The sequence below is a fragment of the Paenibacillus apiarius genome (assembly GCF_017052585.1).
Taxonomy (GTDB): domain Bacteria; phylum Bacillota; class Bacilli; order Paenibacillales; family Paenibacillaceae; genus Paenibacillus_B; species Paenibacillus_B apiarius.
In genome coordinates this window covers 5,253,560-5,274,185 of record NZ_JAFFHZ010000001.1, presented here as the reverse complement: position 1 = coordinate 5,274,185, position 20,626 = coordinate 5,253,560, and the positions used below count along the sequence as shown (strand labels likewise).

General features: G+C 49.7%; 17 protein-coding genes, 1 pseudogene and 1 riboswitch. Of the genes and pseudogenes, 4 read left to right on the top strand and 14 right to left on the bottom strand.

From position 1 onward, the window contains the following. Positions 1 to 36: 36 nt before the first annotated feature. From JSQ80_RS23330 to JSQ80_RS23315, 4 genes are all read right to left on the bottom strand, one after another. Entirely contained in the window at positions 37 to 1,197 is a 1,161-nt protein-coding gene (locus tag JSQ80_RS23330; protein WP_206096879.1) for an FtsW/RodA/SpoVE family cell cycle protein, read from the bottom strand. A 199-nt stretch (positions 1,198 to 1,396) separates the two neighbouring features. Further along, complete coding sequence (locus JSQ80_RS23325) at positions 1,397 to 2,440, bottom strand: FUSC family protein (RefSeq protein WP_206097714.1); 1,044 nt, start codon at positions 2,438 to 2,440, stop codon at positions 1,397 to 1,399. Positions 2,441 to 2,694: 254 nt separating this feature from the next. Beyond that, on the bottom strand, positions 2,695 to 2,994 hold the full coding sequence (locus JSQ80_RS23320; RefSeq protein ID WP_240463783.1) for an acetyl-CoA acetyltransferase: 300 nt from the start codon (positions 2,992 to 2,994) through the stop codon (positions 2,695 to 2,697). 214 nt (positions 2,995 to 3,208) lie between these two features. Then, positions 3,209 to 3,934 (bottom strand): CAP domain-containing protein, encoded by a 726-nt coding sequence (locus JSQ80_RS23315; RefSeq protein WP_206096877.1) that lies wholly within the window; start codon positions 3,932 to 3,934, stop codon positions 3,209 to 3,211. A 6-nt stretch (positions 3,935 to 3,940) separates the two neighbouring features. Then, a riboswitch (cyclic di-AMP (ydaO/yuaA leader) is annotated at positions 3,941 to 4,073 on the bottom strand. Positions 4,074 to 4,293: 220 nt separating this feature from the next. Between JSQ80_RS23315 and JSQ80_RS23310 the strand changes: the two genes are divergently transcribed. From JSQ80_RS23310 to JSQ80_RS23295, 4 genes are all read left to right on the top strand, one after another. Further along, entirely contained in the window at positions 4,294 to 5,328 is a 1,035-nt protein-coding gene (locus JSQ80_RS23310) for a tagatose 1,6-diphosphate aldolase (protein ID WP_206096876.1), read from the top strand. A gap of 170 nt (positions 5,329 to 5,498) precedes the next feature. Next, entirely contained in the window at positions 5,499 to 6,038 is a 540-nt protein-coding gene (locus JSQ80_RS23305) for a DUF1361 domain-containing protein (RefSeq protein WP_206097713.1), read from the top strand. Between the two features lie 54 nt (positions 6,039 to 6,092). Beyond that, complete coding sequence (locus JSQ80_RS23300) at positions 6,093 to 6,353, top strand: hypothetical protein (protein WP_240463782.1); 261 nt, start codon at positions 6,093 to 6,095, stop codon at positions 6,351 to 6,353. 79 nt (positions 6,354 to 6,432) lie between these two features. Beyond that, positions 6,433 to 7,215: a TrmB family transcriptional regulator gene (locus JSQ80_RS23295; RefSeq protein ID WP_206096874.1), complete on the top strand. Its 783-nt coding sequence runs from the start codon at positions 6,433 to 6,435 to the stop codon at positions 7,213 to 7,215. Positions 7,216 to 7,550: 335 nt separating this feature from the next. Here JSQ80_RS23295 and JSQ80_RS23290 read toward each other — a convergent pair whose 3' ends face one another. The 10 genes and pseudogenes from JSQ80_RS23290 to gap form a co-directional block, all read right to left on the bottom strand. Beyond that, a complete protein-coding gene (locus JSQ80_RS23290; protein ID WP_206096873.1) occupies positions 7,551 to 10,364 on the bottom strand; it encodes an endo-beta-N-acetylglucosaminidase in 2,814 nt (937 codons plus the stop codon). 166 nt (positions 10,365 to 10,530) lie between these two features. Further along, entirely contained in the window at positions 10,531 to 11,883 is a 1,353-nt protein-coding gene (locus JSQ80_RS23285) for a 2-hydroxycarboxylate transporter family protein (protein WP_206096872.1), read from the bottom strand. A gap of 168 nt (positions 11,884 to 12,051) precedes the next feature. Further along, positions 12,052 to 12,760, bottom strand: a pseudogene (locus tag JSQ80_RS23280) (response regulator). Between the two features lie 3 nt (positions 12,761 to 12,763). Next, entirely contained in the window at positions 12,764 to 14,365 is a 1,602-nt protein-coding gene (gene dcuS / locus JSQ80_RS23275; protein ID WP_336245810.1) for a DcuS/MalK family sensor histidine kinase, read from the bottom strand. 57 nt (positions 14,366 to 14,422) lie between these two features. Further along, on the bottom strand, positions 14,423 to 14,707 hold the full coding sequence (locus JSQ80_RS23270; protein WP_206096870.1) for a hypothetical protein: 285 nt from the start codon (positions 14,705 to 14,707) through the stop codon (positions 14,423 to 14,425). 383 nt (positions 14,708 to 15,090) lie between these two features. After that, positions 15,091 to 15,696 (bottom strand): zinc dependent phospholipase C family protein, encoded by a 606-nt coding sequence (locus JSQ80_RS23265; protein WP_206096869.1) that lies wholly within the window; start codon positions 15,694 to 15,696, stop codon positions 15,091 to 15,093. A 115-nt stretch (positions 15,697 to 15,811) separates the two neighbouring features. After that, positions 15,812 to 16,132: a hypothetical protein gene (locus tag JSQ80_RS23260; protein WP_206096868.1), complete on the bottom strand. Its 321-nt coding sequence runs from the start codon at positions 16,130 to 16,132 to the stop codon at positions 15,812 to 15,814. Positions 16,133 to 16,174: 42 nt separating this feature from the next. Next, positions 16,175 to 17,527 (bottom strand): HAD-IA family hydrolase, encoded by a 1,353-nt coding sequence (locus JSQ80_RS30080; protein ID WP_418888882.1) that lies wholly within the window; start codon positions 17,525 to 17,527, stop codon positions 16,175 to 16,177. Positions 17,528 to 17,915: 388 nt separating this feature from the next. After that, complete coding sequence (pckA, locus tag JSQ80_RS23245; protein WP_206096867.1) at positions 17,916 to 19,496, bottom strand: phosphoenolpyruvate carboxykinase (ATP); 1,581 nt, start codon at positions 19,494 to 19,496, stop codon at positions 17,916 to 17,918. Between the two features lie 30 nt (positions 19,497 to 19,526). Continuing rightward, positions 19,527 to 20,552 carry a type I glyceraldehyde-3-phosphate dehydrogenase gene (gap, locus tag JSQ80_RS23240; RefSeq protein WP_206096866.1) on the bottom strand — a complete coding sequence of 342 codons (1,026 nt, stop codon included), beginning with the start codon at positions 20,550 to 20,552 and terminating at the stop codon, positions 19,527 to 19,529. Between the last annotated feature and the right edge of the window lie 74 nt (positions 20,553 to 20,626).

The following is a 20,626-nucleotide window of genomic DNA, read 5'->3' as shown; positions in this document are numbered from 1 at the left end:
ATATTAGAATTTTACATACCGCGTAAACAACACCAATTAATAGACGATGGTTGATTCCGTTCTGAGCAGCTCAGGCAGCTCGGGCTCTTGCTGATGAATTTTGACGCTCAACACCAGCCCGATAGAGATCATATTAGTCAACAGCGAGCTTCCGCCGTAGCTAATAAATGGCAGGGACAGCCCGGTAAGCGGCATTAATCCGATATGCATGGCGATATTTTCAAAGATTTGCAGCGTGAACATCGCAATAATGCCGACCACGAGATAGGCGCCCTCCAGATTATTGCTGTCTTTTACGATGAGAACCATACGATAAATAAGCAGGAAATATAACAGAATGAGCGCGGCGGAACCGAGAAAACCGAATTCCTCGCCAATGACGACAAATATAGAGTCCGAATAACTATATGGAATATACCCGCTATGAATAAAAAAGCCTTGAGTGAATCCATCCCCCGACAGCCTGCCTGAACCGATTGCACGGATTGAATTCATTACATGCCACGCCTGATCCGAATCACTGGCGGGATCCAGAAAGGTTGCAATGCGCGCCATTTGATGAGGCTTAATGAATTGGGCCAGCAAGTCGGTGTTCAGGTAGAATAGAGCCACAACCGATCCGATAACGGCAACAGTCGCGGATAAGCCGATAATCATATGAGACATGCGCACATTGGCCATCCACAGCATCGCGACAAAAAATGCCGCGAACACGATCGACGTTCCCAAATCGGGCTGCTTCATGATGAAACCGACCGGTATTGCAGTAATCAGGGTGAGCGGCACGATATCCCGGACCAGCCGCAGCTCCTCCCCTTCGCGTTGACCCAGAAAGCGAGCCAGCAGCAATATGGTGAAGAGCTTCATGAACTCAGACGGCTGAAATTGCTGTCCCCCGACGGCAATCCAGCGAACAGAACCATTGATGTCAACCCCTTTGAACATCACAAGCGCCAGCAAGGCAATGCCGATAACATAGAGGATGACGGAAAAATACCGAACGACAACCCGATAGTCGAACCAAGCTGTAATGAGAAGCGGAATGAAAAATGCGCCATACAGCATCATGTTGGTCTTGTATAAGCCTTCATAGTTCGTATTAGTCGTTGCGCTGTAAATAACTATCGTGCTAACCGCCATAAAGCACAGCAGGATCCACAGCATCAATTGATCAACGCGTTTTAATTTTCGCAGCATACCATAATCCCACCACCCGCAAACATAATAAAACCCTCCAAGCAAAGCTGCTAGAGGGTGGATCATAAAACAAATGCGTTTGCTTCCGCCTTACCTAATGAGGATATAATCAGATTACCGAGAATACTAACCTTAAACCTCGATTTTGTCAACCATTTCCTCGGCATCCAATATTGGCATCTGCATGATTCCTATTCAATTATAGCAATCCGTTTAAAAGCCCTTTCTCTTCTTCTTTATCAACGTGTCCGACCAGACGGTCGAGACGCGCGATCTGGAAGCCATATTCATACATGGACGCCGCCACAATCGAGAGACGGAGCATCCCTTCCTGCTCCTGTATGCAGTGCTGCATTGCTTTCTGCATAAACATTTCATTCTCTGCTTCCATCTGTTCAATTTCCGTGCTGTCCGGCTTTACCTTGTCTTCGAATTTGAGCAGCACATGCTCATGGCATTTGATGAGCATCTCCAGATGATGATCGAAGAACTTGTCCGTCTCCGGCGTCCGCGCCGCTTGAAAATAATGCTCTTCAATGGAATTCAGCACCGTCATCCCCTTCCACAACGTGTTCAGGAGATGCTTATACACGACCAGCTGGCGCGTAGCCCGGTACTTGGCGCGTTTTAACTTCTTCGTCTCTTCCTCGAACAGTTTGTACTTGTCCGCGAGCGACTTCATAATATCATCCAGAGCTTGCTTCTCCGTTCGGAAGGCGGTTTCCTTAATCTCGTCCGAAATAATCGTGCGCAGAAGCAGCGACATCTTGTTGAATACGGTCTGAATCTGCCCGATGAATTGAACCTTGGGGTTCGGCGGGAAGAACAAAATGTTAATCAGAAACGCGGATCCGATGCCAATCAAGATCTGCGCGAACCGAATCAGCGCATAATCCCATTGTCCCGAGGCTTCCATCACCGTAATGACGGTCACGAGCGTCAGTCCGACGGTCTCTTCCATTTTCATTTTCAAACATATCATAATGACCAGAATACAGACGATGCCTACCGCGATCGGCGCATTGGAAAAGGCCATCCCTGCCAATAATGCAACTACTGCTCCAACCGTATTGGTCTGGAATTGATCCAGAAAATAACGCCAGGAACGGTAGATCGACGGCTGCATCGCGAAGATGGCAGCTACCGCGGCAATGACCGGTGTCTTAAATTGCAGGAACATGCTGATATATAACGACAGGGTAACCGCGATCCCTGTCTTCAATACTCTGGCGCCAAATGCCACAGCCACCCCTCCTTCGATTCATAATATGACGTTTCATTATCGCTTACTCCTTCTCTATCTATATAGAGCAGAAGCACCTTCCTATTGTATACGGCAAGTCTGCCTGTATCAAGCATCAGGCCAAGAATAGCGCATGCAGCCAGCCGTCATGCCTGTGTCCATTGGTATCAACCTATGAGACCGGCGCACAAATAAGCCCTCGCACGGCAAGTGCAAGGACTCTTTTCAACCGTGCAGCAGACGCCGTCTGCTGACTATAATAATGAAATGACCAGTAAATTATATAACACCAATGGTAAAATGACATCATTATAATAAAACGAACCGTATAAAGAGCGCTGCTGCATGGGATGCTGGGTCTGCAAATAAATATGATCTCTATCGACATTGACGATAACCCCGTCATATACCTGGCCATCCATCGTCTGAACCCGCACATACCGATGCTTATACATATTGCCGACATGGTGAATCTTTTCCCTGGCCGTTTGCATGGCTTGAACCGTCGCGGGGTCTGCTTGATAGACCAATTGCTGCTGAACAGGATTGTGCAAGGGAGGACCTCCGTTCATACTGTAATGAGATACACTTCACCATATGCGCTAATCTTGGGCATCAGCACAGAAACTTGCCGCTGCTCGTCCGCTTTTGCGCATGTTAGCCCTAAGCTGACTCAGTACGATTTAGAGCCGTAATTCACCGCAATTGTTGCGGCACAATGAAAAAGCCTGCAGATTGTTCTGCAGGCTTCGGCTTACTAGTTCGTCATTATCCCGTAAATTCTTGTACCCACTCACCATTGTAGTAAGCAACGCCAATCGAAGTATAGCTTGCGTTCAGAATGTTTTTACGGTGGCCTTCACTGTTCATCCACGCATTCATTACTTCTTCCGGTGTGCGTTGCCCTTTGGCAATGTTTTCGCCAGCGGTACGGTATTGAATGCCTTTGGATTTCATTAGATCAAACGGAGAGCCAAGAGTTGGCGAATTATGATCAAAGTAATTATTGTCGTACATGTCTTTCGCCTTCACCATAGCGACATCAGTAAGCGCCGCATCGGATTTCAAAGGCTGAAGCCCTGCTTTGGCGCGTTCTTGATTCACTAAATCAACGACTTGCGCCGCGAAATCAGAGTTAGCCGTTACGCTTTGATTCTGATTTGCCGTTCCTGTGGCAGGTGCTGTTGGCGCTGGCTTGCTAGGCGCTGGAGTTGCAGGTTTGCTCTTGTCCGGTGCTGCAACATCAGGTTGAGTAGCAACAGGCTTCTTATTAGAAAACAGCTTGTTCAACATATCCGACAAGCTCTGGTTGTTCTGCTCATTGCCTTGCAGCAACTTGTTGAAGTCGAAGCCGGAGAAATCGATGTTCGTTACATTTTGGTTAGGAGCTTGAGCAGCAACATTCAACGGAGCAGCCATTGCCGAGCCTGCTGCCACGACTGGTGCCAGAACGAGGGCTCCCGTAATTACGACTTTTTTGAACGTATTTTTCATTCTATAAATCTCTCCCTTTGCAGCCTACGAGGTTAGCTGACGGGTTCGGGTCAAAGAGGATTACCCCTGCCGCATCATTGCGACTTCACCCCAATGTGTGGTTCCCCCGTGCTCAGATGAGCTTCGGCCTTATTTTTGGTACGTCCAGATCGTAACATGGATTCTCGCTCGAATCATTTTAATTTTTTTGTTAATATTGCCTTTTATATCCAAGTGAATCGCAACGACGCACCTGAATTTTGTTAAAAATCGTTCATGAATGTTTAAAATTTGTAATTTTTTCTTCATGAAACGATTCATGATGGGAATATTGATGTAATGATGTAGAGTAGGAAAATTGTGCGATTGGGGTGCTTGATATGACAGTCAACATGACAAAAGGCAAATACGAGGCGCTGACGCGCTTGTCGGATGAACACGGATTGATTATTGCAACTGCGCTCGACCAACGCGGCTCGTTGAAGAAATCATTGACGAAGGCGATCGGCCAAGAGGCCGAAGTGAAGCAAGTGGAGGAATTCAAGGTGGCCGTTACCGAAGAGCTGACGCCTTACAGCACGGCGATCCTGCTTGATCCGGAATACGGCTGGAGCGCGGCGGAAGCGCGTGACAAGCAAGCAGGTCTGCTTATCGCCTATGAGAAGACCGGCTATGATGCGACCGTCCAAGGCCGCCTCCCCGACCTGCTGCCCGAGTGGTCCGTGCGCCGGTACCTGGAGAAAGGCGTGGACGCCATCAAAATATTGATGTACTACGATCCGGACGATGCCGCGCATATTAACGACCAGAAGCATGCGTTCATCGAGCGCGTCGGCGCCGAGTGCAAGGCGAACGATATTCCGTTCTTCTTCGAGCCGGTCACCTATTGTGACGATATAGCCGATGCGAAAGGTCCGGAATACGCCAAGGTGAAACCGGACAAAGTAAAGAAAAGCATGCGCGAATTCACGAAGCCGCAGTATCACCTTGACTGTCTTAAGGTGGAAGTGCCGGTCAATATGACATACGTGTCCGGCACGGCGGCGAACCGCGGCCACGAAGCGGAAGCGGTATATACGCGCGCAGAAGCGCTGCAGCACTTCAAGGATACGGCATCGATTGCGACGGTTCCGTTTATTTACTTGAGCGGCGGCGTCTCGAACGAGGACTTCATCGAGACGCTGGAATTCGCGGGCGAAGCGGGCGTGCCGTTCTCAGGCGTGCTGTGCGGCCGCGCGACTTGGCAAGACGGCATAGCCGTGTACGGCAAGGATGGCGATGAGGGCCTGCGCGCATGGCTGAAGGACGAAGGCGTTAAGCGCATGGAGCATCTGAATCGAGTGCTGCAGAAGTCAGCGAAGCCTTGGTGGACGGTGTATGGCGGCAAGGAACAGATCGTCGTTGCCGAATCATAATCAAGAGTAGAGCGATAGTACATGAAACCCCTGTCCGTGCTGGACAGGGGCTTAGCTACGTCGCTCGGTACACATTACAAAAGTGTAAGTGTCCTGCAAGGTTCATCAATATCAATTTGGAGCCACCCTGCTACAATATTTGCGTATCGCGCAGTCCGGCCTATTCATTTATGATTTTAAATATGTTTCTTGCGTTTGCCGCTTTGGAGCTTTCCTTTTTATTGCCTTTGTTTAAAGTGAAGAGCAAGCGGGAACTGCCCGTCAGTATCGCTTTTTATATTGTCTTTGTACTGCTGTCCCCCAATGTGTTTTACGTCATAACGGATCTGATTCACCTCAACATGTTTGAATTCAACTACAAACAAGGTTTGATTCATAAGGAATGGTGGAATTTTTTTGTTTTAATAAACGGAGTATTATTGGGGATTTATTTTTACATCCTCATGTTAAGGCAGATCCGCAGTCTTATCTTACATATAAAGGGGTACAAGACGATTTTATTGGTTTTCGTAATCCTGGGCAGCATTGGGGTCTACATAGGGAGATTTCTTCGTTTTCACTCCATTCATTTATTTACTGAACCATTCTCGTTAGCCAGTCAGCTGTTGGATTCAATTAACGGAGATTCTATATTATTTATAAGCTGGATGAGTATGTTGCAGTTGATCATGGGGTGGCTATTTTTAGATTCAAGGCGGAATTCGTTATGAATGACACTCACACTTGGTTAGTTTACACTATGGATGATCACGATAAGCGCCGTGATGATTACTTCTCAAGTTTACGTGTCCATCCAGTTGTATCGCTATGAAAAATCCGTGCTGTGGGGCTGCATCGGGTTTATTCTGTTCTTTGGCCTTAATATGTATGTCTATCAAATAGTGAAATTAGAACAGCGCGCAGGTTATGGTTTTGAACGTTTGACTCCGCACGAGCGAAAAGCTTGGCGACGTGTTTATTGCCTCATTCTGCTTCAATATTTATTGCTTTTCGTCTTTTTTGGCTGGCTTTTATCTCCCGGCTAAGCGAATAACGCATTGACAAGATTTGAGTAGTATTTTAAAATAACACTATATTAAGCATTACAGAAAGGAGGTACCTCTTTTGATCGATCAACTTCGGAAAATCGGTTTATCCGATCTGGAAGCAAGATGCTACTCAGCACTGCATGAAGAACCGAAGATATCGGGTTACGAGGTTGCCAAAAAAGTATCCGTGTCTCGCTCAAATGTGTATGCGGCGCTCCGGTCTTTGACAGACAAAGGAATGTGCCGGGCGGTAGAGGCCGAACCCGTGTTATACGACGCTGTGCCGATAGAGCAGCTCGTTCGGCTGTTGAAGACCGATTTTGAACAAACGTCCCGTACGCTGCTGGAACAATTGCAGTCCCCTCCGCGGACGTCCGCGTCATTCTATAACTGGCAGGGCGATAAAGCGTTGGAAACGACCATCAGGCGTCTGGTGTCCAATGCAGATACAAGCATCGTGGCAGACATATGGGCGGAAGATGCAGGCTGGTTCGAAGAAGCTCTGCTAGAAGCGGAGCGGCGGGGCGTTGCAGTGACGGTTATTTCCATCGGCGAATGCCATACTCGACTGCAGCATGTCTTGGTGCACAGGCGCAGCGACGAATGGAAGCATATCGATTCCAGAAGATTTTCCATTCTCTGCGACTCCCGTTCCGCGCTCATTGGCAGCTTTGGCAAATCCGTCAAGCTGTCCGCGCTGGAAACCGACCATCCTTCCGTAGTCGAGCTGCTGCAAAACGGATTCTATCATGATGTCATCATGGAACAGATTGAGCAGGATTTCGGCAATGAATTAGCAGAGAAATATGGAAGACACTATGACAAGATCATCAATCCTTACAGGGAATTACTTGAGTAAATTAGGTGCTTATTTGGGCTATGAAGGGAGAGCCGTTTACTTGGGGGGCTTCCGGCATCATTGCCGGTAATGAAGCATTGCGCGCCGAAATACAAACGATCCTGGCGCGTTAGATCGATTATTAGGCGAGACCGCCGTTCTCAGGCTGGCCTCGCCTGCTTTTTGGATATAGTTCCATCCAACCGTTTAATCCGCATATTTGACTGTATCTTTTCCAATAGAGCCCGCTTCTTCGAGCTTGCTTCGACTGGAAACCGCCAATCTAGTTCAACATACATATACGGCTTTCATCGATATCACGTAATAAAGCAGCCTTTTTCGAAATCTTGACTCCATTATGCAAAATGAATCCAATCGATATCGCAAATACCGGTATCGCGCACTTGCCATTTACGGATATTCGGGTTCGTAAACGAGATGTGCAGCTGCTGCTTGCCTGTCAGCCGTTCCGTCAGTTCAACCGTGTATTCCTTATAGAACGGAGCCAGCTTGCCGGCTTCCAACGGAAGCTCCATGTCCACTACGGCTTTGCCTTCCGGTCCGCCAAGCAGCATGTGCAAGCGCGTATCTGCGGTCAATACCGCAGCACGAACTGTAATCCGGCTTACGCCTTGCTCTCCGAAGTCAACCTCATCGAATGCCATCCAATCGGCAAAATGCAAGTCCCGCACATGAACGTAGTTGCCCGGAATGTACAGGCCGTTGGAACGGTCGTACTGTTCAGCTTGCAGCGATACGCCTTGCTCCGGTGGCGCAACAGGCGCGACAACCTTGACGTCGGCGCTGAACGAAATGCCCGCTTCGCCATTCACGTCTCCAGTGTGCGCAGTGACAGTTGCGGTTCCTGGCGCTATAGCCGTAAGCTGTCCGCGTTCATTTACCTCTACAACCTTCTCGTCGCTGGAGCTCCAGGTCAACGCCAGGTTGGATGCCGTAGCAGGCGTAACACGGACATTTAAATAACGGGACCAGCCGGCCTCTAACACGAGGTCTTCTTCCGCATTGAACTGCGGCACGATGTGCTCAGCCGGAATCGGTTCATAGCTGTATTCCGCCCGTTCCCCGTCTCCCCACTTCCAAGTGATGACAGAGGCTGCGCTCTCCGCGCCCTCTGCGTTCACAGCCACCGCTTCCAGCGTAATCATCTCTTCCCCATGGCGGTCGATTGATTTCACATAGTAGACGCCATCGAAAATGCGGCCGATCGCTTCCCGTTCCCCATCGCGGACACGATACAAATCATAATACCATATGTTATCGGTATCGCATCCTTCGTCAAAATACCACGACAGATAGAAAGAGGCTTGCTTGTCATCAAAGAAAGCCCGATCAACCTTAAATTGAGCCGGAGCCTGCGGTGCCGGCATTCCCGCGCCCGCCGTCAGCTTCAACTCGCCAAGATTGACCTTCACTTCTGCATCCGCGCTCGATGTGGAAGCGATACGAATGCCGATGGCTGCAATGCTTCGCCCTTCATACGCCCCAATGTTAGCTGTCACTGTCGTCCATTCCTCGCTGCGGCCTGCACCGCAATCGACAACAACCGGAGTGGACGGTTCGTCTTTAAAAAATAACAGTGCCTGCACGCCAACCGCATTCATCTTGCTGGAACATCCTTGAGCCGCTGCTTCTGTCTTGTACGTGAAAGCCAGTTCCACATCCGGCCGAACCGGCAAATCGGTCTTGAATAAACGGATATCCGTTGTCATGTCGGCGCTCAGTACTCCCTCGGCCTTGACAGAGGAACCTCCGTTCCATGCCGTTCCATAATCGTAATCAACCGCCAGCGGTTCCCCTTCCGATGCAGTCCACCACTGCCATGTCGGCAAAATATCTTGCGCGCTCATGTTGTTCCATCCTTTGGCGGATGCCGCCCGTCCGTTCAAGAAGAAGGAGAGGCCATGACCGTTGTTGAATCGCGTCACGAAAGGATAGTTACCGATAACAGAACGCTCCGCGATATAGTGCGCGATTCCGTCCCAGCTCTCGGATTCAGCCCCGATGGCCCGCCCGCTCTGCGCAGGATTGCCGTTCCCTCCGGACCAATACAAACGCTCCCGATGCTCGACGTATTTCTGCATGTTCGGATCCGACGGATTCGGCGCTCTGTGCCATACCATATCCGTGCCGAACAAGGCCAAGCTGGTGCGCGGCGTACGGGATGCACCTTCACGGAACACCGTCTTCAACTCGTTGCCGCGTTCAAAGCGGAACTTATCGTTCTCGATGCCCGAGTACAGCGCTTCGAATGGATTCAGGCCGATCTCCCGGGCATAGGCATTGCTGTTCTCCAATCGTTCCGGCGTATATGCGTAGTTGATGAAAATGCTGTCGTTCGCATTGCGCCCATCTTGCTGTTCCATAACCCAAGGGGCATTCTTTTCATTGAAATAGTTAATGTACTGCAATTCCCCTGTTGGGCTCAAGCAGTCATAAATGCTGACATACATGCCACGATCACGCAAATATTTCAGCATCTCCATCAGCTTGACGGCATGCTCTTGGCTAATGGCGGCTTCTTGGTTGATGAAGTAGCCCTCGAACCCGAAGTAATGCGCCATCTCCACCATTTTGTCAGCAATCGGGAAACGCCCGTCTTCCGTCAGTTCAACCAGTTCGCCGAAGTCTATGCTGCGCGGCCAGAACCAGCAGCCCAGGCTGATTACGCCATTGCGGTGCGCCGCATCCGTGTAGGCCGGGTTAGGGATGTTCACGACTCCGTATTCATGCTTCCCTTCTTCTGTCGGCGATCCGTACACCGGCAGTCCGTGCCAGGATGCATAGATGTCTTGATACTGCCAGAACTTCAAAATATTGCGGCTGAAGCTGTCATTGTACCGGTAGGAGCCGAACCACTCTTCCTTGTCATAGTCGGCAGACAGGTTCATCACCTTCGCCGCATCAGTCAACTCCGGGCGGGCCTGCGCTGGCTGGAACGGCTCGATCCGCTCAGCCAGCGGCACTCTTGATCGGAAGTACGGCGCATATGGGTCCGTCTCCGGTGACCATTCTCTTATCTCCCGCGCATTATACCCATGCAGATAAGGCTGCCCCGGTCCGCGCGGCGTTTCTGCGGCTGCCGCCCAATTCAACGCATCCTTCTTGACGCTCTTCGTGTTGTTCACAACAGATGTTGGTTTCGAATCCATCGAACAGTACCTCACTTCGTAAGATGATGTTTTCAAAGAAATGAAAAGGGTTACATGCTTAATCCTAACAAAAATATCGTAAAAATCAAATCAAAAAGCATCTCCACCCGTATTTCTTTCTTGAATCAACTCACTCCGTCCATTTAAAGTAACTGTTATCGTTTTTTCAACTGAACATTTTCATCAGCAGCGCAGCCGCGATGACCGTCGCCGCTCCGCCAAGCCGCGTGGAAATTTGAGCGAACGGCATCATGCCCATCCGATTGGATGCAGACAGAATTGCAACGTCGCCCGTCCCACCAAGACCGCTATGGCAACCTGTCACGATCGCCGATTCCACCGGGTACATATTCATCCAGCGCGCAACGAAAAAACCAGATCCGACCATCGCCAATACGACGGACGCGCACACCAATACATACCCCGGACTGATCACATTGACTACATCATTCAACGGCACGTACAGCATGCCCAGTCCGACCATGAGGGGCCAGGTTAATGAAGTGGAAATGAATTTGTACATATGAAATGCGCCGTGTTCCAGCTTGGCGGGCAGCAGCTTCGCATATTTGACGATCGTCGCCGCGATAATCATTATGATGGCGCCGGGAATGCCAACGAATTGGGACAACAATCCTCCAAGGATGAAGAAACAACAGGCTAGAAGCAAGCCCCCTCCCATCAATGCAAAGTCGATCTTCTTCTCTTCCTCTCTCGCGCTCAGAATATCGTTGTCCGCGCCCGACTTAATCAGCATGCCGTTGCCGCTCAAGTGCGGCCGCTTCTCGCCGAGACGCTTCAACAAGCCTGCGCAAACTATGGCTGCCATGTTGCCGATAATAGCCGCTGGAATCATCTGCGACACATAGACGCTCGATGGCTCGCCAAGAATTTGCGAGTAAGCGATGGATAGCGGCAGAATGCCTTCGCCGATTCCCCCGCCGATAATCGGCACGATAATGTAAAAGAACGTATGGTAAGGCGTATAGCCGAACAGCATGCCCGTCAGCAACCCCATGCCGACCGAAGCAAGCGTGCCAGCCACGAGCGGCACGAACATCCGGACGAAGCCTTTGACCAGCACGGTACGGTTCATGCCGAGGATACTGCCGGCCACGAGACATGAAATATAGAAGTACAGAAAGTTCGCTTCTTTCATGAGTGCAGTGACCGCATCCATAACAGACGGGTTAAACACATTCAGGAACACCAGCACAGACGGCACGAATATGGATAAGATGGCCGGACCGCCTATATCCTTCAGAATCGGCACCTTCAGTCCGATATCCCCAAGCAGCATTCCCAAAATGATAATAACGGCAAAGCCGCCGATCATATCCGACGGAAGCTTGCTGAAATATGACGCCAGTAATAGGATAGACGCAAGCCCGATATAATGCGGCAGAGGAATGACCCCCACCTTCAGGCCGAACCATTTCGACCTTTGGCCGGGCTTCCTCTCCCTGTTTGCTTCCGTTTGCTTCAATGGACCCGTCTCATATTGTTGGGCGTTTTCCATCGGCCAACACCTCCGTCATATAAGTTACGGCTCCATCATAACGGGATTGTAAACGCTTTTATAGATTTTGAAAGTTAAGCATTCATTTTGTAAGTAAAGTAAGCAAACCAGTTCTACTGCCTAAAAGAAGATCGCTGCTTGCTGTAACGTAAACTTTTTGAGCCCCCTCTATAAATAAGATTGAATGACGTTCTCTTGGCCCGGAGCAATCCGGTGCTTGTATACAGGACGGCCTACGGAGCCGTATTCGATCTCAACACCCAACACCCCGATTTCATTCATGAACTGCAAATATTTGCGCATCGACACACGGGAAATACCTACTTCGGCGGCAAGCTCCTCCGTCGAGAAGTTCCTCCCCTTCATCGCGAGCGCACACTCCCAGACCAGCTGCATCGTATTGCGGGCGACCCCCTTGGGCAGCACGGCCGAGGCCGTCGCCTTTTCCGAATGGTGGAACAACAGCCTGTCGAGATCCGCTTGGCTTAAGGCTTGCTGCGTTCCCATCAACTTCAAGTCTTCCCTGTAAGTGGACAGAGCCGCATGAAAACGGTGGAATTCAAACGGCTTGATTAAATAATCGACGGCACCCAGCCGGAGCGCCATTTTGATACTGGAAATATCGCTTGCGGCCGTAATGACGATAACGTCTGCGGCGTGATCGCTCTTGCGGATGCGATCCAGCAGCTGGAGACCGTTAATTCCAGGCATATATATCCAGCAGAATCAAATCGACCTCCATAGTCTGCAGCTGCTCCAACGCGGCATCCCCTGTCGATGCCGTTGACGCCAGCTTGAATCCTTCGATTTGACTCAAGTAGTGCTTATTGAATTCCGTGACCATTGGGTCGTCTTCCACGATCATGACTTTAATCACGCCTTACGTTTCCCCCTTGATATGATATGGAATCGTAACCATAAAAACGGCGCCCGTCCCCCGCTCCGACTCCACTTCGATGCTTCCGCCAAGCCGTTGAACAGACTGCTGGACGAGCGAGAGCCCAAATCCGCGGTCTCCGCCTTTCGTGGTGAACCCTTGCTCGAAGATCCGCGCGCTTGCTTCCCCGTCTATTCCCGGGCCGTTATCGGCAACCCGGAGCGTCATCGTTCCAGCTTCATAATATATGCCGATTAAAATCTTTCCTTGTTCTATGATAGACAACGCATCCATGGCATTGTCGATCAGATTGCCCAAGATGGTTATTAATTCATGAGTCACCCCCGCATCCCCGGGCTCAGGCAGGCTGCTCAACTCGTTCACTTCCAACGTCAAGCCGCGTTCTCTCGCATTGCTCTTTTTGCCTAATAGAAAAGCGGCTAAAACCGGATCACTCACACAATGCATCATTATACCGGATTCCTTCTGGTGCCGGCTGGCCACTTCGCTGATGTATCCTTCCAAGCGCTCATACGCTCTGATATGCACCAATCCCAAAATGACATGCAGCTTGTTCATAAATTCATGGGTTTGCGCCCGCAGAGCATCCGAGTATAATCGCACGCCCGTTAACCGCTCGGCTAACCGTCGAATCTCCGTCTTATCGCGGAACGTGGCAATGACTCCGACCGTCGTGTCATGCACCCGAATCGGAACGCTGTTCGCCAAGACGGTAAGACCTTGCATTTGAAGCTCGGCATCCAGAATCGGCTCTCCCGTACGCAGCGTCTTGCGAAGCAATTCGAGGACGCAGCCATCGCCCTCGCTGCTTGCGCCTTCCTTCATCAAGCCTGCCTTATCCAACAACCTGCGCGCTTCTTCGTTAATCAAGGTAATGCGGCATTCTTGATCGACGGCGACGATGCCTTCCCGGGCCGATTGCAGCATGGCGTTGCGCTCCTCCAGCACACGGGCGATCTCCGACGGTTCGAGGCCAAACAATATCCGCTTTATTTTCCGTGCCAACAATAGCGCGCCGCCGATTCCCGCCACACCGCCCAATACCATCCCGACGTAAATAATCCATCGGTTCTTCATGACCGCCTGCTCGACGCTTGAGAGCGATATTCCTGCCGCTACTGCGCCTACCTGCGTCCCCTCATCTGTGCGGACAGGCATGAATGCCCGCAGTGATGTTCCAAGCGTCCCTTCCCCGTACGACACATACTCATTGCCGCGCAATACTGCCTTCTCGTCTCCTCCTGCAAATGGCTTGCCGATGTTAGCGGGCTCTGGGTGCGACTTGCGGATTCCGTTCATATCCATGACCACCACGTACTGCATCCCGGTCTGCTCGCGAATATGGTCGGCATAGCGCTGTATGCCCTCCTCCGGCAGCTTGCGGCTGAGCGCATCCGCCACCAAAGGCGTCGTCGCAATCGCGCGGGCGATGGCTCTCGCCTTTTCTTTGACAAGATACTCCGTATTCTTCGCCGTTTCCCGCTCTATCATGTAACCGGTTACAATCAAAGCCAATGCCACCACTCCGCACACAAGCCACATGATGGTTGCCTGCAGACTGAACCGAAATTCATAGTGCGGCACGGTATGTTCTCCTCGATGCAGGAGAATCTTCGGTATTCCGGGGCTTATCTTCATAACTTATAATTCCGCCAGCTGTGAGATTTCGCAGGGCGCTTGCAAGTTGACATTATCGCGCAATTGCTGCGCCGTCATCCCGTATTTGACTGAAATACGCCTGATGCCGCTCATGATCTCATAATCCTGGAGAGCATTGATACGCTCCAACGTCTCCCTTTCGCGCAGTGAAGCCACTTCCGGATTGTACATACGAAGGCTTACGTGCTCTATCAATGCTTCGGCCGGCATATCTTCGATTCGTTCAACCGGTATCGGCTGATGAATGAGTTCTCTCAACTTGTTCATATTGCCCTCCCGCTATGAAGCCATGTAAGTTGAACTATTTAATTTCTTGATAAGAGTTGGATACAGTTTCGTTAGTTATCTCAAAATATTGGGCGGCGATACTGTCTACGTTCGGCACTTCCTCACACTCTCCCCTTCAATCAGTAACAATCGATTCCCGCATGTCTTAAGCGCTAAGCGGTGCGATCGAACGGTGATGCTGCTCAATCGTTTGATAAGCAAGGTTACTAGAGCATGCACCCCAAGGTTAACCTTCCCCTACGAAGAGATGACCCTTCTGAACCAGAGGGAGAGTGCAGAGAAGTACTTGGCAGCATATCGTTATTGGCTGGAAAAGTGATCTTTCTTTCGTTCCATTTATATAGCTAATGATGAATGACGAGTTACACTGTCACCTTATCTGCAATCGCCTCCATACTTAGATGAACGGATTTCTCGATATATCTAAAAATATCCTCAAGCCGGAAAAACTGCAACGCTTCCCCTCGGGTATCGTCTTTTCGCTCGAAGTCATCTTTCAAATCGGCAATAAGCGCTGGCAGGCAAGCCCAGTCGATCTCATCGATTTCCTCTGCAATGGGGTTCATGTCTTTCCACTCCAAATGATAATGATCAATGAGAATGCCGTTCAGCCGTCTAAAATCATTGTAATATCGCTGCTGTGTCTCTTTTTTCTCGTTCGCTTCCAGCCACTTTACTTTGGGATAGTAAATATCCTGCAGCCATATGTTATCCGCGATGAGGTGGCAGTAATATCCTAAATGAAACGGACGAGCTTGTTCCGACAAATAATTGCGGCAGAACCGCTCATGATTGACGAAGCTGTGCCCCTCCGCATCCTTGTATACAAAGTGCGACTTCTGCTTGGGAGCGTTTATATGTTTACTGGCATCGGGAGCGATGCCTCCCACCAGAAAGCTCTCATCATGGATGCCTAGCTTACCGGCCAGTATCGTTGCGATCGTAAAGTGCATGATTCTGGATCCCATGGCTTGCCTCCTTCAAGAGGGTGTTCAATCAAACAGCGTTTACATATTCCCTCCATTACTCCATTGTTGTTAAACTCAGTTCTATCGCGTGACGATAGCAAAGCAAGGATGAATTCTATCGATTGCTTGCCATTCTCTCGAATATTGTATCCACTTTGTCATCGGGGCCGCAGTTCATCAGCCTTTCTCTCCACGAGTGATCGGTAATCGGAAGATAATGATCCAGTTGATTGACCAACTCCTCCCATCCCTCATAATCATCATGCACTTCGGCGAACTTGCCATATTCAAATTCAAGTTCAATGCAGCGGTTGGTCCAAAGCACGCAGTCTATCACATAGACATGAACTCGGCACACTTCATCCCATTCATTGGATATAGAACGCCCTTGGTCGTCAGTTATCGTAAAACATTGATTTGTCACTTCAATTCTCATCGTTATATCACCTTAGCTTATACACACAGACTAACTATCCATTCAACCTGTTGCACCGCTCAGCTTGGTGATGACCTCCGCAAGTGGCATATCCGACATGGAAGTCAGCATCAGATCATGTTCTGTGAATGGCAGATGGCGAGTTACCTCGTTCGGGACGACGACGCAATTCAATCCCGCTGCCTTGGCAGCCGTAAAGCCGTTCAATGAGTCCTCGAAGGAAATGGCCTGTTTGCCCTCGACCTCCAATGCCGCCAATGCTTTTACATATAGCTCTGGATCCGGCTTCACCTTGGCCACGACGTCTGCAGTCTGTACCGTATCGAAATAATGGTAGATGTCATGCTTCTTCAAGAGCGGCTCGATCCATGCATATTCGGAGCTCGATGCGATCCCGACCTTCAAGTTGAGCCGTTTCGCTTCTTTCAAATAATCCCGTACACCCGCTCTTAGCTCAATACGCTCCATTAAAGCGGCATGCGCTGTTTTGCACTCGCGTGTAATCACTTCCACATCGACACCAGCTTGTTCAGCCAGATTCGCATATGGGTTGAAATCATGGAATGTCGTGCCGATGCATTGCGCATATACGGACAAGGGCAGTTCAAATCCATATCGCTGATATACTTGCTGGAACGCATAATACCAAGGGGTTTCCGTATCAATAATTAATCCGTCAAAATCGAAAACAAGGGCTTGTATCATTCTATTCACTCTCCTAGTTTGTCTCTTATCCTGATAGTGATCAGTATCTTCATAAGCTACCGGTTGAACCGGCAGCACATCGAAATTATAGATGTCCGCGTTGGGATACCCGAGCAGAATGGGGGAATGGGTGGCAATGATAAGCTGTGCGTTCTTCTGCATCTCATGGATAATGCTAAGAAACGCCAATTGACGCGCTGGAGACAAAGCCGCCTCAGGCTCGTCCAGCAAATAGATGCCTTTGCGGCCGAATCGGTTCTTGAACAACGCCAGGAACGACTCTCCGTGCGATTGCTCGTGCAAGGAACGGCCGCCATAATATTGATAAATGCTCCGATCCTCTCGAGCCACTTCATCGATATGCGATGCGAAATGATAGAATGACTCCGCTCGCAAAAAGAACCCCTGATTCACCTTAGGCATCCAAGACAGCCTGATATAATCGCCAAGCCTAGCTTCAGAAGACTCTAATTCATATTGATTATTCCGTCCGCCGCCAGCGGTATTGAAGCCGCATTGATAGGTAATTGCCTCTACCAGCGTCGACTTGCCAGAGCCATTCTCGCCCACGAAGAACGTAACGTTTTTTCTGATTTGCAAGGTATCCAAATGTTGAATCACCGGAACATGAAAAGGATATCGGTCTTCCTTGTCAATCCGATCGGCGAGTTTCTTTACTTCACGCAACATCCTATCACTTCCATATCAGCCATCCGCCATCCGCTAACGGACGGATTGCTTCAAAATACCTCTCGCCCTCCTATTATACCATCCTTACCCCACACAATTCCAAGAACATTCGTTTCAATTCGTTTCCGTTCAGACTGGCTTGATTGCCGCTGGACCGCGGTTTGCTTTTATGAAGACCTGCGCTCCCCTGACTTTTCATACGAAAAGAACTAGCCGCTCGCAACCACCAATAGGAAAATTCGTTAGAATCACTATCAGGCATTCCACTTTATGTCGAAACGGGGCTATCTCTAAGTCATTTTCATGACTTCTGAGACAGCCCCTTTTTCATAGAACCGTTATAAATCTTTCTAAATTGGATTTTCGACACCGCTAGAGCACACGGCAACTATAGTTGCGGACCAGCGAGCTTGATTGCGTCAGATACATCGCTGAATTTCTCAAAATTTTGAGCAAAGAGCTTCGCAAGCTGTCTCGCTTGTCGATCATAGGCCGATTTATCCGCCCATACGTTTCTCGGATCGAGCAGTTCATGGGGAACTAACGGAATGGCATCCGGGATGAGCATCCCGAACACGGAATGAGGAGTAAATGACGCATTCTCAATACTCCCATTCATAATCGCCGTAATCATAGCTCTTGTGTACGACAGATTCATCCGCTCGCCAATCCCGTAAGGGCCGCCGCTCCATCCTGTATTGACCAAATAGACGCGCGCGCCGTGCTTCGTTATTTTGTCGCCGAGCATTTCCGTGTAAACACCCGGCCTAAGCGGAAGGAAGGGGCCTGCAAAGCATGCCGAAAACGTGGCTTCCGGATCGGTTACGCCGCGTTCCGTACCCGCCAGCTTGGAGGTATAGCCCGACAGGAAGTGATACATCGCTTGTTCCTTCGTCAGCTTGGACACAGGAGGCAGCACACCAAAGGCATCTGCGGTTAAAAAGAAAATGACGTTCGGATGGCCGGCGACTCCGGGTATGACCGAGCCTTGAATATATTCAATCGGATATGCGGCCCGCGAATTCTCCGTCAATTCATTATTACGGTAGTCTGCTTCGCCGGAAACGGCGTCAATCACCACGTTCTCCAAGACGGAGCCGAACCGGATCGCATTCCATATTTGCGGCTCTTTCTCCTGTGTCAGCCCTATGCATTTGGCATAACATCCGCCTTCGAAGTTAAATACGCCTGTGTCAGACCAGCCATGCTCGTCATCGCCTATTAATCTGCGATGCGGGTCAGCCGACAAGGTCGTCTTGCCTGTTCCCGATAATCCGAAGAACAAAGCCGTGTCTCCAGCCTCCCCTACATTAGCCGAACAATGCATTGGCATTACGCCGCGGAATGGGAGCAAATAGTTCATCACGCTGAAAATCGATTTCTTCATCTCGCCCGCATAGTGGGTTCCGCCGATCAGTACGGTCTTTCTTTCGAATGAAATGACAATGAAGGTCTCGGAATTCGTACCGTCCGTGGCCGGATCCGCTTTCAAGCCAGGCATCGCAATAACGGTAAATTCGGGTTCATGAGACTGCAGTTCAGCCGCAGTAGGACGAATGAACAACTGATGAACAAATAAATTTTGCCATGCATATTCGTTAATAATTCGGATAGGCAGGCGATAGGCTTGGTCCGCTCCTGCATAACCGTTGAAAACGAATAGATTGCGGCTCTCCATATAATTCATCGTTTTCTCATAAAGCGAATCAAATTGTTCGGGAGTGAGAGCCTGATTTACTTTCCCCCAAGCAATATGGTCTGTCGACTGGGGCTCCCTAACGATGAACTTATCCTTCGGAGAACGTCCTGTATACTTGCCTGTCGTAATTTGCAGCGCGCCTGTAGAAGTCAGTTGCCCTTCTCCGTGGAGGAGAGCGGACTCAACAAGCTTAGCAACCGGCAGGTTTCTATGAGATACTTCCACATTTGATCCGGCATTTTGAGTTCTTCCCTTCGTATTCGCGATCACGGTTATCCTCCTATTCCTACCTTACAAAATTCATGATTGAATCGTTCTTGCTTCGCTCATCCTCACTTGCACCAGGTTAGCCAAATCTATGACTCTGCTTGAATATCCCCACTCATTATCATACCAAGCCATCAATTTGATAAATCCGTCCGATGCGTTTACGGTTAAACCGTCGACAACCGCCGACTTGTCATTTCCTATAAAATCAGTTGAAACAAGCGGCTCCTCCGTATAATCCACATAAGCCGAAAAAGGACCCGCCGCCGCTTTGCGCAACACGGATTGAACGTCCTCCGTACTCATTTCCCGCGAGACCTTCAAGGTCAAATCGATTAACGATACATTTTGCGTAGGAACGCGGATTGAGCTTCCTTCGACACACCCGGACAGATGAGGAAGCACATCGCTCAATGCTTTGCCGACGCCGGTCGTAGTCGGGACGATGGATTGCGTGCAGGCCCTTGCTCTCCGTAAATCTTTGTGCGGATTATCCAGATGCTTCTGATCGGAGGTGAACGAATGAATCGTGGTCATCCATCCCCGCTCCACGCCGTATGCTTGATCTAAAATGTGCAATACGGGAGACAAGCAGTTCGTCGTACAGGATGCCGCTGACAGCAACGCGTGCTTCCGGGGATTATATTTATCATCGTTGACCCCCATGACAACCGTCAGATCCATCCTGTCTCCCGGCGCCGAAATAATGACCGTTGAAGCTCCTCCTGTCATATGCTTCTGCGCACCGTCACGATCATTGAATTTTCCGGTTGCGTCTATGACAATATCAACTCCAAGAGCTTTCCATGGAATTCGGGATGGATCGCGCTCATACACCACCTGTATGGAATGTCCATTAATCACAAGCAAATTATCCTTTCCCGAAATGGTTGCATCCCAAATTCCATGAACCGAATCGTATTTCAACAAATGGGCAATGGTCTCGATAGGATACATACTGTTAATAGCTTTCAAATGGTATGGCGTCTCCGACATAAGCTTCCTTATTAATAGGCGGCCGATCCTCCCCATTCCGCTAATACCGATTCCTTGATTCATCTTGTCTCCCCCAAATATGAATTGTATATATTATCCTTACGAAATTAATGTACAATATCATTAAATAATACGCA

Excerpts from the sequence above, each read along its gene's own strand:
- JSQ80_RS23265 (WP_206096869.1), bottom strand. The coding sequence starts at position 15,696 with ATGGGATCCAGAATCATGCACTTTACGATCGCAACGATACTGGCCGGT.
- JSQ80_RS23310 (WP_206096876.1), top strand. The coding sequence starts at position 4,294 with ATGACAGTCAACATGACAAAAGGCAAATACGAGGCGCTGACGCGCTTG.
- gap (WP_206096866.1), bottom strand. The coding sequence starts at position 20,552 with ATGAATCAAGGAATCGGTATTAGCGGAATGGGGAGGATCGGCCGCCTA.
- JSQ80_RS23270 (WP_206096870.1), bottom strand. The coding sequence starts at position 14,707 with ATGAACAAGTTGAGAGAACTCATTCATCAGCCGATACCGGTTGAACGA.
- JSQ80_RS23305 (WP_206097713.1), top strand. The coding sequence starts at position 5,499 with ATGATTTTAAATATGTTTCTTGCGTTTGCCGCTTTGGAGCTTTCCTTT.
- JSQ80_RS23330 (WP_206096879.1), bottom strand. The coding sequence starts at position 1,197 with ATGCTGCGAAAATTAAAACGCGTTGATCAATTGATGCTGTGGATCCTG.
- JSQ80_RS23290 (WP_206096873.1), bottom strand. The coding sequence starts at position 10,364 with ATGGATTCGAAACCAACATCTGTTGTGAACAACACGAAGAGCGTCAAG.
- JSQ80_RS23285 (WP_206096872.1), bottom strand. The coding sequence starts at position 11,883 with ATGGAAAACGCCCAACAATATGAGACGGGTCCATTGAAGCAAACGGAA.
- JSQ80_RS23315 (WP_206096877.1), bottom strand. The coding sequence starts at position 3,934 with ATGAAAAATACGTTCAAAAAAGTCGTAATTACGGGAGCCCTCGTTCTG.
- JSQ80_RS23260 (WP_206096868.1), bottom strand. The coding sequence starts at position 16,132 with ATGAGAATTGAAGTGACAAATCAATGTTTTACGATAACTGACGACCAA.
- JSQ80_RS30080 (WP_418888882.1), bottom strand. The coding sequence starts at position 17,527 with ATGTTGCGTGAAGTAAAGAAACTCGCCGATCGGATTGACAAGGAAGAC.
- JSQ80_RS23300 (WP_240463782.1), top strand. The coding sequence starts at position 6,093 with ATGATTACTTCTCAAGTTTACGTGTCCATCCAGTTGTATCGCTATGAA.